Here is a 12,160-nt window from a genome sequence, read left to right as displayed (position 1 = left end):
CATGGAACTCACATTCGTCGGCTGCGGCGACGCCTTCGGGACCGGCGGCCGCTTCAACACCTGTTTTTACGTACAAGGTGAAAGCACAGCGTTTCTGATCGATTGCGGCGCTTCGAGCATGGTCGCCATCCGTAAACACGGGGTTGACCCGAACAGCATCGATGCCATCGTCCTTACACATCTGCACGGCGATCACTTCGCCGGCATTCCGTTCTTTATTCTGGATGCGCAATTGTACTCGAAGCGCGACAAGCCGCTGACCGTCGCCGGACCGCCCGGGACCGAAGCCAAGCTACGCGAAGCGATGGAACTGCTGTTCCCCGGCTCCGCCGACGCGCCGCGCAAGTTCGAAACACACGTGATCGAAATGCCGAAGCTGGAAACGACGATGGTCGCAGGCCTGGCGGTCGAGACATTCCCGGTCTCGCATGCCTGCGGCAGTCCGCCCTATGCGCTGCGCATCACCCTCGACGGCAAGACCGTCGCCTACACAGGCGACACGCAATGGTGTGACGGCGTCGCCGGCGCGGGCAAGGAAGCCGACCTGTTCATCACCGAATGCCTGTTCTTCGACAAGCAGGTGAAAGGGCATCTCGACCTTGCGACGATCGCCGAACACCTGCCGGATATCGCGCCGAAACGCCTGATCCTGACGCACTTCGGCCCGGACATGATGCAGCATGTTTCGGACGTCACGGATTACGAACTGGCGGAAGACGGCAAGACGGTCAGCTTCTGACGATAAGTCCGTCGTCCTGAACTTGGTTCAGGACCCATGCTTCCCGGCACGATATCGATTTGAATGTATGGACCCCAAATCAAGTTTGGGGTGACGCGTATTTTCAGGCCGCGACGTCGACGCCCAGCACATCGCGGGCAAAGCCGGGATAGGTATCCGCGACCTCGACCCCGACCGTGGAGCGCAGCAACGCGAGGCGCTCTTCCTCGGGCGCCTTGGTCTCACCGACGCTTTCCGGCACGTCGATCTCGAAGCCGGTGTTGTCCAGCACTTCCTCGACCGTGCGGCCCGGCGTGACGCTTTCAAGACGGAAGCGGCGGCGGTCCTTGTCGAAGGCCATCACGCAGAGTTCCGTCACCAGATACTTCGGACCGCCGGGGCGATGCACGTCCGGGTCCGAAACACCGGGGGCCGAGATGAAATCGACCTTGGGGACGAACACACGGCGCGAATGTTCCGGGCGGAACAAGATCACCTTGGGCACCGTGAAATACATGAACGCCGAGCCGAACGAACCGGAAAAGCGCTTGTCGACTTTTGGATAAGTCCCGGTACCGACAAGGTTCAGATTGGCCTCGCCGTCGATCTGCACACCGCCCAGAAAGAACACGTCGATGCGTCCCTGCCCGGCGGCATCGAAGATTTCACGCCCGCCGTCACAGAACGGATTGGTTGCCTTGCCGTGAATCAGCGACACACGCGGCGAGCCGCCCCGCACCTTGCGCGCCAGCAACGCGGCGGCACCGGGAATAGGCGATGCGGCGCCGACGGCGACATGGCGCACATCATCGGTTTCAAGCAACCGGGCAATGGTCGTGATCAGAAATTCATCGCGGGAATACGTCACTCGGCCGCCTCCTGCGTGCCGAACACGGTGCGCTGCAGATAGGCGTTGAAACCGTCCTCGGTCCGCGACTCGCGGGCATAGACCGCAAGCTCGTCGGTGTCCGGCGCGTAATGTTCGACCAGGCCCAGCGGCTTGGCGCCCATTTCGGCCCGGGCCAGTGCGGTGACGTAGAAACCCGGCAGCGTGCCCGCCGCCGTCGCCTCGGACGCCAACAGACTCTCGTCCTGAATTTTCTCGACCGTCACCAGAAGCGTCTTCGCCGCATGCGCGATAGTTGCCAGTTCGCGCCGCCGGCCGATCCAGACGTTGCCGTCGCGGTCGGCGAGCGGGCTGTGAATGATCGCAACGTCAGGGCTGATCGCCGGGATCAGGACGATGCGGCCGTTGCCTTGGCCGAGCGGATCGTCGACCACTTTCCAGTCATCGCGGTAGGTGAGGATATCCGAGCCGATGATGCCTGCGAGCGGCATGAACGGCACGCCCTTCTCGGTCGCCTGCAGGGCGGTGTGAATGGCCGGACATGTGCTGTCGATGATTTTCACCGAACCGTTTTCGACGGCGGCGCCGAACCTGGATGCCGGCCCCGCTTCGCCGAGCGACACGGCAGCGCATTCGACCGTCTTCACACACCCCGCCCCGATCAGCATGTCGGCGGCCAGGCCGTTGATCGGCACGGTCAGGATATGCAGGTCTTTGACGCCCCGGCGGATGATCGCGCGTGTCAGCGCCATCGGCACGAAGCTGTATTCGGGCGGCAGTGCCAGCAGCGCGCCATCCGGCACCAGTGCGGCAAGTTCTTCGACGTCGTTCAGATAATTTGTCATGGGCGGATTGTAGGATGACGGTTCCGGCTTGGCACGGAAAAATCGACAGCCCCTCTCCCTCTCCCCAGGGAGAGGGTGGTGCGCGTCAGCGCGCCGGGAGAGGGGGAAAGCGGTGCGTTACGACCCCGGCTTCACGGCTTTCCAGTAATCGGTATTGATATTCATCATCATGCCGTCGAGGCGTTGTTCCAGACAGCGGCGCACGCTGAAGAAACGGCCCTGCGAGGTGCGGTACTGGCAATAGCCCAACACATCGGCGGCGCGGTGCATCCCGGAACCGACAGACTCGCGCGGGTTTTCGTTGAACGTGTCCTGCCACAGGTTTTCGCGCTGCTGTTTCGCCATGCGCCCGCGCGCCGGGGTTTCGCTGAGCAAACGGCTGACCACCTTGATCGCCTCGAATTCGGTGCTGTGCAGTTTGAAAATCCGATCGGCAACCGGGTTAAGGGACGCCAACGCGTGTTCGACTTCGCCGTCACGGATCGGGTTGTCGTCGCCCGGCACCGGCATCGGCACCAGAACGCCGCCCGACGCAACCTCGATGGCTTTCGCGCTTTGCCCGCGCTCTGCAAGTTCGCGCACGGAAAACTCGAACCGCGCCGCGGTATAACCGCGCACGGCAATGACCTTGGCTGCCTTCAACGGCACACCGGCCGTCTTGCCGTCGCTGTCCTGCACCAGAATCTTGAACACCGACAGGTCATGCGGTGAATAGGCGTAATCCCTTGCAGGTGTCTTGCGCTCCGACTGCATGCAGAACGTGGTCAGTTCGACCGCGCAGGTATTCCCGTCGCATTGCAGTTTAAGCGGTGAAGCCGTCGCCACCACGCCAAGCAGTTGCGGCGCGGCCTCGGCGCCGAACGGCAGTGCCGCGACGCCCAGAACAAGGGCAAAAGTCTTTGCAAGTTTATGCATTACTCGCCTCCTCATGATCATGATCACGGAAGAAAGCGAAAGAGCAAGGCCGCCTTCAACCGAAGCCTGTTTGCAGGGACCTTAACATATAATTGCATGTTTGTCGGCCCCTTCCCGAAAATGGCGTCGTCAGAAGGCGATATGGCGAAGCAACTGCATTTGTAACAAATCGAGTAACATTTAATGACAAAACTTGGCTGGTTATTCACCTGGGATGCAGTATTACGTTGGGCCGTTTCACGCTAGGCCGTTTTACGTTAGCATGACGGCACATGCTCTGATCGAGGGGGAAGTCATGGCATCTAAAAGCGATTTCAATCCTGAAGAATGGAAACTCATAGCATCCGCGCCGATTATCGCGGCGGCGGTGATTTCGGCGTCCGACGACGTCGGTGACGATATGGATTCCGAAGAAGAGGAAATGCAGGCGTTCAAGGACTCGCTCATCAAACTGCGCAAGAAATACGGCAAGACGGCCCTCGTCAGTGAAGTGCTGGATTCCATCGAAGACGAAGGCACCCAGGAATTCGATATCCTGTTTGCCTCCATCGGCGCGTCGGCATCGCACGAATCACCGCTTGAAGACCGGGTAAAAACCATTGCCGAAGCCAGCGACATTATCGATCGGATCGCCGACAAGAAAGAAGCCAAGCAATACAAGAAATTCCTGATCGACGCCGCGACCGCCGTGGCGGCTGCCTCCAAGGAAGGCTTTTTCGCCTTCGGCAGTTCGATCAGCAAAAAGGAAGAGTTCTATCTGCGCCAACTTCAGAACGCGATGAAAATGTAGGGCAAACGTGACGGCATCGGGCTTTAGTCCCCTCTCCCTCCCACATGCTGACGCATGCGGGGTCCTACCCTCTCCCAAGGGAGAGGGTGGCGTGCGTCAGCGCGCCGGGAGAGGGGTTCAGTCGTCTTCTTCTTCGAACGCTTTCGGCAGGTCGATGGCACCGCGGCGGTCCGTGTTTTCAAGCTTGGCGCCGCGCAGATCGGCGCCGGTGAAAATCGCATCGGTCAACAGCGAGCCGCGCAGATCCGCATCGCGCAGGTCAGCTTCTGTAAAATCGCATTTGGTATAATCACCGTTCTTCAGGTTGGCACCGTTCAGCAGCGCCCCCTTGAGCTTGGCATTATCCAGATTGGCCCGCCATTCGCCGCCGCCGGCACGGGTCGAGATCATGACTTCACTGAGATCGACGGCGACAAGGTTGGCGCCGGTCAGGTTGGCGCGGCTGAATTTCGAGCCCCTGAGGTCGGCCCGGGCAAACACCGCGCCGCGCAGATCGCAATATGAAAAATCGGACATCAGGCATTCCGCCTTGGACATGTCCACGCCCTTCATGTTGGCGAGCGAGAAATCGGCGGCCGACAGGTTGACGCCGCTGAGATTGTGATTGTTGAGATCGCTTTTCGAGAACACCGCCCGCTTGCCTTCCTTGCCGTTGGTTTTCATCCACGCGGCGTGAGCGGCGATGATGTCCTTCAACGACAAGTCGACGGTTTCGATGCTTTTGGCGATTTTAGCTTCCGAAAGATCGACCTTCGAAAAATCCACATTGTCGAACATCGCACCAATCAGATCGGCACCGGACAGGTCGGCGCCGTCAAGCGTCGTGCCGGTAAAGATTGCACCGTGGAAGACCGCCCCCGAAAGGTTGGCGTCGGTGAAATCGGTGCCTTCGAGATTACACCCGGTCAGGTTCGACAGTGACAGGTTGGCGCGCACGAATTTTGCATTTTTCAGATTACAGTCGGTCAGGTCAGTCTGCACGATGACACTGTCCGAGACCTTGGCGCCGCTCATGTCGGCACCGCGTACCTTGGCCTTTTCCATGCCCGGCGTCGCTTCGTTCTTGTTCAGCGGCATCAGATCGCCGCGTTCGCCGGAGCGCAGCAGGACCCCGTCGCGCATGTCGCAATCAACAAGGCTGGCCAGCGTCAGGTTCGCTCCGGCCAGGCAGGCGCCGCGAATATCCGCACGGTTCAGGTTGGCCCGCACCAGGATCGCACCCCTGAGATCGCAGGCGAAAAGATTCGCTTCGTCGAATTTGGTTTCCTCGAGATCGCAGTTGCTCAGGATGGCGCCGACGAGATCGGCGCGGCTCAGATCGCGGCCGCTGAAGTCCAGATAAGACAGATCCATCATTGCGAGTTTGGCCCGCTCACCGCCGCGCGCACCTTTCAGGAATTGCTCATGGACGTCGACAATCGCGTCGGCTTCCTGCTGCGTGAGTTTTGTCCACTCGCTCTTTTCGACGTCGTCATTCAGCGCCATGGCGCACTTCCATCCATTTCATAAAAAAAATCCGGCACCATTTACTGGCCGCCAGGAGAATCATCCAAAGGGATCGATGCCGACTGGACAATTCAAGCGAACGACTATAAAGACCGCGCGCATTGCAGTCAGTGTTTATGGTCACTACGGTGCCTATTGTCGTTTCGAACTCTTAAACAGCGATTAACCGGATCGAGATGAATATCAAAGACTTACCAGAGCCTGTCCACGTTATTGGCGCCGGCCTCGCCGGGTCCGAAGCGGCCTGGCAGATCGCGGCGGCCGGTGTGCCGGTGATCCTGCACGAAATGCGCCCGGAACGGAAAACCGATGCACATCATAGTGACGGCTGCGCCGAGCTTGTATGCTCCAATTCATTCCGCTCGGACGATTATCAAACCAATGCGGTCGGGCTTCTGCACGAGGAAATGCGCCGCACCGGATCGCTGATCATCCGCGCGGCCGATACCCACCGTGTGCCTGCGGGTTCGGCCCTGGCCGTCGACCGCGACGCGTTTTCCGCCGAAGTCACCAAAGCGCTGCAGACGCATCCGCTGATCACCATCGTGCGCGGCGAGGTTGCCGCCCTGCCACCCCGGGACTGGTCGAACGTGATAATCGCCACCGGGCCCCTGACCTCGCCGGATCTGACGAAGGCCATCCTTGAGGTCAGCGGCGAAGACCAGCTTGCGTTCTTCGATGCCATTGCGCCTATCGTTTACAAGGAAAGCATCAATTTCGACGTGGCGTGGTTCCAATCGCGCTACGACAAGCCGTCCCCCGGAGGCGACGGCAAGGATTACATCAACTGCCCGATGACCCACAATCAGTACGAGGACTTCATCGACGCGCTGCTCGACGGTGAAAAGACGCAGTTCAAGGACTGGGAAAAGGACACCCCGTATTTCGAGGGATGCCTGCCGATCGAGGTCATGGCCGAGCGTGGGCGGATGACCCTGTCATTCGGGCCGATGAAACCGGTCGGCCTGACCGATCCCAACAACCCCGACAAAAAGCCGCACGCCATCGTGCAATTGCGCCAGGACAACAAACTCGGCACGCTGTTCAACATGGTCGGCTTCCAGACCAAGCTGACGTATGGCGAACAGAAACGCATCTTCCGCATGATCCCGGGCCTGGAAAATGCCGAATTCGCACGCCTCGGCGGCATTCACCGCAACACCTTCATCAATTCGCCGAAGCTGCTCGACCCGCGGCTCAGGCTCAAGGCCGATCCGCGCCTGCGCTTCGCCGGGCAGATCACCGGCTGCGAAGGCTATGTCGAAAGCGCCGCCGTCGGCCTGATGGCGGGACGTTTCGCGGCCGCTGAGCGGCTTGGACTCGACCCGTCCGCGCCGCCCGTGACGACATCGATGGGCGCGATCCTGAATCACGTCACCCTCGGCGCCGATGCCGATACGTTCCAGCCGATGAACGCCAATTTCGGCCTGTTCCCGCCACTCGATACCGATCACCTGCCGAAAAAGCAGCGCCCGCGCGGGCGCGATCGCAAGATCAAACTGTCAGAGCGCGCACTGGCCGATATGGATGCTTGGATCGCCGCCGACGCCCTGCTGGCGGCGGAATAACCTCATACCCCTCTCCCGGCGCGCCGATGCGCGCCACCCTCTCCCGGCGCGCCGATGCGCGCCACCCTCTCCCGGCGCGCCGATGCGCGCCACCCTCTCCCGGCGCGCCGATGCGCGCCACCCTCTCCCCGGGGAGAGGGAGGGACCCGCGCGCATCGGCGCGTGGGAGGGAGAGGGCCGCTTAGCGCACCCTACCCCTAGCGCCACCCCCTAAATCTTTGATGCCGATACAAAAACACACACGATATGATGTGTGTTTTTCGTCCTTCGGCATGTCTAAAAGTTAAGATTCAGTGTATATTCGAGGCAGAATCGATTCCGCGCGGCAAATTCTGGGAACTGCCTTTGAAACGCCATGATTTCAAGCACTTATCATTGAAGGAGGCAGCGTAACTGACACATTGCCGATGAGCACGCATCCTTCATACGCCGGACCTTTGGTTACCCCGGGACGCATGGCGCGTTTTCCGGCGTTTTTGCGTGCCTGCGTGCTGGCGTTGCTGATTTCCCTGACGATTTCCCTTGCGACATCCCTGCCGCTCACCGCGCAAAGCCCGAACGAGGCCCTGTTCAACGCCGTCGAGGTCAATGATATCGATGCCGTCGAGGCGGCGATTTCCGCCGGCGCCGATCTCAGCGCCAAGAATGCCGACGGCATGACCCCGGCCGACGTCGCGGTCGACCTCGGCCACTTCCGCATCGCGCATATCCTGCTGTCGAAACGCACCCAGCCGCCGAGCGTCGCAACGCAGCCCAGGGTGACGGATAAGGTCAAGGAAGCCCTGACCCAGCCGAAGCGGCGTGTCGCCGCACCGAGGCCGGCGATGCCCGACCCCAGACTTTCCGATCTGGTGCCGCCGAAGAAACCGCAGCCGGTCAAAGCGCCTGACAGCATGCCGGAAGCGACGGCGGAAACGGACATGCCGCCCACCGGCACCCCCGCCCAGGCCCCGATGCCGTCCGCGTCGCCCGGCAAGGCACCACCGCCTGAAATGCGGCCGGACGATGAAATCGCCAACACCAATGCCATGCCGCCGAAAGAAACCGCCGAAGCCCCTGACATGGCTGCGAATGAGCCTTCGGGCGAGGCTGCCGGCGAAGACGGCGGGTTTCTGACCAGTCTGTGGGGCGAGATCAGGCGATCCTTCACCACCGACAACATATTCGGCAGAAACGAGGACGTCCCGGCGGGACCGCCCAAGGACGTATTCGGTTCGGGCGGCCAACGCCTGACCAACCCGGCCGACCGCTTCGGCGATTCAACGCCGCCGGAAAGCACCAGTTCCGCCGGACGCATGGTCGACCGCATGACCGGCATGGTCGGCAGTAATCAGCCGGCGGAAAATGAATTCGGCCTGCCGCAATCGCCGGTCGTTCCGCCGTTGCCCGAAAGCACCATGCAGCCCCCCGGCACCGTCACCATCGAACGGACAACGCCGCCACCGGGCAATCCACCGGGGCTCGCCGCGCCGAGCCTGGAGACCGAGACCGCGGAAGTTCCCGGTCTTGCCGTTCCCGTCCTGCCGCCGTCGGGCAGCGAACCGATGCCGGAAATCCCCGGTCTCGCCGCCCCGACCCTGCCGCCCGCGGGTGAAGGCATGGATGTCCCCGGGCTCGAAATGCCAGGACTGGCCGCCCCCGAATTGCCGGACGGCCCGGCACCGCCCGATCCGGAATCACCGGGCCTTGAGATACCAGGACTGGCTGCACCGGCGGGCGAAGTACCAGGCATCATTCCGCCGCCTTCCGAGAGTGCCGGCGCCATCCCTGCCCTGCCACCCGGTCTGGAGCCTCTGCCCGGTTCCGACACCGGACAATTGCGCCGTCCCGGCGGCCTGATAGAACCCAGCGACCCGAACGTGCTGCCGCCGCCCGGCGGTGGCGATCTGCAGGCGCGGCTGAAAAGGATCGACGAGATCCTCAACCGCAATCCGACACAGAATACCGAACGCTATCTGACGCCGCGCGGTACCGATGCGGAAACCGGCACGCCCAACACCGGGGCACCGCGCACCGCCCCGGCCAAAGCGCCGGTGACGAAATCCGACCCGTTCCTGGAAATACCGAAAGGATTGGAAACGCCGCGCACCGCACCGCGCCAGCGCGAACCCGAGCGCAGTTCACCGGCGGAAATCCTGCGCCGCGCCCGCGAGAGCGAAGCCGTCATGCGCGAGCGTGAAATTCACGCAAACAAACCCGGCCGCAATGTTCAGAATATTCCGCGCCCGATGCTGCCTTCCGGCCACCAGTTACCGCAGCCGGACAAGCCGATCACGGCGCGCGAGGAACCGTCGAGCCGCATGATGGCAAGGTTCAGAAATCTGACCGGCGACCAGTATGAGAACGAGGATGTGCACGGCCTGCCGATCGTCCGCCAGCCGATTGCCGGCGGCAAGGAGCACAAGACCATTCCGCCGCGCAAGGACATACAAATCGCCGGATTGCCCGCCGACGAGGTCAAGGACGCCGATGCCAAGATTCAGAAACTGGCGCGCTTCTTCCGCGGCGATCAGGAAGAAGAAGCCGGCATGAAGCCGCCCCAGTTCAAGAATGAAAACAGGGTCGAAAAAGAACCGCTGCCCCGCGTCATCGATAACCTGATGCCGGAAAACGATCCGGCGCGCGGCCAGGTCGTCGATGACAAGCTGCTGGATTTGCGCGGTGTCGAACTGCGCCCCGAAACACCCGGCACACAAGCCGGGGCCACGGCGACCCGCAACGGCGATCTCGATCAGAATTTCCTTGAGCGCCTGACATCGGTTCTCGGCCCGACGCGCGCACAGCCGGGCCTGCCCGGTGACGCGCCGCCGCCGCCCGAGCCAGGCACCATCGGCCTCGGCGAGCTTGATGTGCCCAAGGATCAGATGATCCAGCCGGCGAAACCGGCAATCCCCGATCCCTGGACCATGACCGTCGAACGCAAAGATGCCGAAGGCCAGAAACAGACTCTCGGCGTGACCGCGATCTCGCCCGAGGACGGCTCGGAAATCAGAAGCGAGCAAGGCGTGGTGTCGGAAATGGTCGGCCGCATCCGCCAGTTGTTCAAGGGGCCGAAGGATCTCGACAAGGGGCCGCAGGTCGAGAAGCTCGATGATCAGGACCGTCAGGCCGCTGCCGAGCGGCTGCTTTCAGACGCGCTGCGCGACGGCGCACCGACAGCGCTGCCCGATCAGGGGCAATGGCCGGTCACCGAAGTCGACACCATCAATGCCACCCCCGGCGTGCCCCCGGCGCCGCGTCCCGGCGTGCTGACCCGCACGTCCTTGGAAGATGTGGTGCTCAGTCTGGGTGAATCGGTGACGCTGGAAAACACCCTGCCGCCGCAACAGGACGGTATCGACCCGCTGAATGCGTGCGTCAAAAAGAACCGCGGCACGACGCTGTTCTGTATCGAACCCGTCGACTGGCCGCAGGATCTGCGTCCGACGTTCGTCGTGCCGACGATCCTGTATACCGGGCCGAGTGCCATCACACGCTACGATCAGGGCAGTCCGTCGCGCTTCCACGCGTTGTTCGAGTCCGACAAATTCGAGCAGGTGGTGGCGTACTATCAGGTCCGCTACGGTGAGCCGACGGAAATCTGGAAGCGCTCCATCGCACCGCTCGCCAAACCGCGCATGGACAATCCGACGGTCACGTGGCGCAGTCGGGATTCACGCACCAACGTGATATCGGTTCTCGAGATCCGCAAGTTCGACGACAGCCGTGGCGGCTTCCCCGACACCAACCGGGGCGCGGTGATGCTGTATCACTTCAACGCACCGTCGATCTTCCCGCAGGTTTCGTCACATGAGTTGATGCGGCTCAGACGGGCGAACAAGTAACGATATCGGTTGGAATGCATGGACCCCGGCCTTCGCCGGGGTGACGATCGATGTTTGATTGACGCATTGTCATTCCGGCGCAGGCCGGAATCCAGTCATTCGGATTTATCCAGGTCGCCGCTTTCGCGGGAATGACGGAATAATTTCAGATGCGCCCCAGCGCCGAGCGCCACAGCACCGTCAGCGGACGCCGCACGCCCGGCGGACGGGCGGCATGCCGCGCCGGATCGCCGCCCACCTTTTTCAGGTCCTTGAGATAAAGCGCGGCCAGACTCAACGGCAGGAACGCCGGCAGGGCCGTGCGCCCCGGCATCTTTCCCCGTGCGTCATGCAGATGGCGTGCGGCGGCGGCCAACAGCGGCCCGGTGATCTCGCGGAGGTCCGGGTTTTGCGGCCACTGGTGCGGTTGCGCCGGATCGAGCCCGGCCCTGGCGCACAGGTCGGCGGGCAACGTCACCCGCCCGGCCGCTGCCATGAAGGGGATGGCGCGGACCAGACCGACGAGCGCCACGGCGATCCCGGCGGCGCGCAACAAATCGGCATGGCGCTGCGGGTCCTCGCCAAGTACCCGAAGCGCCAACGCCATGACCGACGACGACGTGCGCACGGCATAATCCTCGAACGCCGCCAGATCGCGGGGCGGTACATCGTCGAGATCGGTTTCGCGGGCATCGATCAGCGCCGCCAATTCGCTCTCGGCGATTCCCGCGCGGGCCACGCATGCCGCCAGCGGCTCGGCCACCGCATGCTGCGGCGGGTTTCCAGCGGCCACCCCCGGCAGGGAATCGCGCCAGAATTGCAGCCGCATGCGGCCGATCATCGGCTCAGAAACGGTTTCGCGAATCTTCGACAGCTCCAGATTGAAGGCATACAGCGCGAACAGGTCCTCGCGCACCGCCTCGCTAGCAAAAAGGCTGGCCAGAAAACGGTCGTTATCGAACAGGCGGACCTGTTCGGCGCAATAGCTCACTTCGGCCATTTCGACACCGTCACCGATCCTTCATTGTGTAAATACTGGAAACTCGCCATTCGTCACTTATATGGGAGTGTAGGGCCGGGTTAAAGACCGGCCGCCATCGTTCACCGGACGTTGCACCGGGGATACGCGTGGTCTAACGTGCCGTCTGCGTCGCTGGACGTCACATTC

9 protein-coding genes are annotated in these 12,160 nt (G+C 62.2%); 4 read left to right on the top strand and 5 right to left on the bottom strand.

All coding sequences use genetic code 11. The annotated features are described in order from the left end of the window. The first annotated feature begins 1 nt into the window (after position 1). Positions 2–739 carry an MBL fold metallo-hydrolase gene (locus L2D14_10375; protein ID WNJ98279.1) on the top strand — a complete coding sequence of 246 codons (738 nt, stop codon included), beginning with the start codon at positions 2–4 and terminating at the stop codon, positions 737–739. Positions 740–842: 103 nt separating this feature from the next. Here the strand turns inward: L2D14_10375 and L2D14_10370 are convergent, their stop codons facing one another. From L2D14_10370 to L2D14_10360, 3 genes are all read right to left on the bottom strand, one after another. Beyond that, positions 843–1,586, bottom strand: a complete 744-nt coding sequence (locus tag L2D14_10370) for a CoA-transferase (GenBank protein ID WNJ98278.1) — start codon at positions 1,584–1,586, stop codon at positions 843–845. Beyond that, positions 1,583–2,410 (bottom strand): CoA transferase, encoded by an 828-nt coding sequence (locus L2D14_10365; GenBank protein ID WNJ98277.1) that lies wholly within the window; start codon positions 2,408–2,410, stop codon positions 1,583–1,585. Before L2D14_10365 ends, L2D14_10370 begins: the two co-directional genes overlap by 4 nt. 117 nt (positions 2,411–2,527) lie before the next feature. Further along, on the bottom strand, positions 2,528–3,325 hold the full coding sequence (locus L2D14_10360; GenBank protein WNJ98276.1) for a hypothetical protein: 798 nt from the start codon (positions 3,323–3,325) through the stop codon (positions 2,528–2,530). Positions 3,326–3,620: 295 nt separating this feature from the next. Between L2D14_10360 and L2D14_10355 the strand changes: the two genes are divergently transcribed. After that, positions 3,621–4,115: a hypothetical protein gene (locus tag L2D14_10355; GenBank protein WNJ98275.1), complete on the top strand. Its 495-nt coding sequence runs from the start codon at positions 3,621–3,623 to the stop codon at positions 4,113–4,115. A 117-nt stretch (positions 4,116–4,232) separates the two neighbouring features. On the opposite strand, the gene L2D14_10350 is transcribed toward L2D14_10355, so the two are convergent. Beyond that, entirely contained in the window at positions 4,233–5,600 is a 1,368-nt protein-coding gene (locus L2D14_10350) for a pentapeptide repeat-containing protein (GenBank protein ID WNJ98274.1), read from the bottom strand. A gap of 197 nt (positions 5,601–5,797) precedes the next feature. Here L2D14_10350 and trmFO point away from each other — a divergent pair, with 197 nt between their 5' ends. Further along, positions 5,798–7,189, top strand: coding sequence for a methylenetetrahydrofolate--tRNA-(uracil(54)-C(5))-methyltransferase (FADH(2)-oxidizing) TrmFO (trmFO, locus tag L2D14_10345; protein ID WNJ98273.1), 1,392 nt, complete (start codon positions 5,798–5,800; stop codon positions 7,187–7,189). A 455-nt stretch (positions 7,190–7,644) separates the two neighbouring features. Then, positions 7,645–11,013 (top strand): hypothetical protein, encoded by a 3,369-nt coding sequence (locus tag L2D14_10340; GenBank protein ID WNJ98272.1) that lies wholly within the window; start codon positions 7,645–7,647, stop codon positions 11,011–11,013. Between the two features lie 145 nt (positions 11,014–11,158). On the opposite strand, the gene L2D14_10335 is transcribed toward L2D14_10340, so the two are convergent. Continuing rightward, positions 11,159–11,992, bottom strand: a complete 834-nt coding sequence (locus L2D14_10335; protein WNJ98271.1) for a phytoene/squalene synthase family protein — start codon at positions 11,990–11,992, stop codon at positions 11,159–11,161. Positions 11,993–12,160 lie beyond the last annotated feature (168 nt).

The sequence above is a fragment of the Thalassospiraceae bacterium LMO-JJ14 genome, assembly GCA_021555105.2.
In the GTDB taxonomy this organism is placed as follows: Bacteria; Pseudomonadota; Alphaproteobacteria; order Rhodospirillales; family Casp-alpha2; genus UBA4479.
This window is presented reverse-complemented; position numbering and strand designations above follow the sequence as displayed.

What these genes read in the sequence shown, in the direction of transcription:
- L2D14_10335 (WNJ98271.1), bottom strand. Translation starts at nt 11,992, where the DNA reads ATGGCCGAAGTGAGCTATTGCGCCGAACAGGTCCGCCTGTTCGATAAC.
- trmFO (WNJ98273.1), top strand. Translation starts at nt 5,798, where the DNA reads ATGAATATCAAAGACTTACCAGAGCCTGTCCACGTTATTGGCGCCGGC.
- L2D14_10360 (WNJ98276.1), bottom strand. Translation starts at nt 3,325, where the DNA reads ATGCATAAACTTGCAAAGACTTTTGCCCTTGTTCTGGGCGTCGCGGCA.
- L2D14_10355 (WNJ98275.1), top strand. Translation starts at nt 3,621, where the DNA reads ATGGCATCTAAAAGCGATTTCAATCCTGAAGAATGGAAACTCATAGCA.
- L2D14_10340 (WNJ98272.1), top strand. Translation starts at nt 7,645, where the DNA reads ATGGCGCGTTTTCCGGCGTTTTTGCGTGCCTGCGTGCTGGCGTTGCTG.
- L2D14_10350 (WNJ98274.1), bottom strand. Translation starts at nt 5,600, where the DNA reads ATGGCGCTGAATGACGACGTCGAAAAGAGCGAGTGGACAAAACTCACG.
- L2D14_10365 (WNJ98277.1), bottom strand. Translation starts at nt 2,410, where the DNA reads ATGACAAATTATCTGAACGACGTCGAAGAACTTGCCGCACTGGTGCCG.
- L2D14_10375 (WNJ98279.1), top strand. Translation starts at nt 2, where the DNA reads ATGGAACTCACATTCGTCGGCTGCGGCGACGCCTTCGGGACCGGCGGC.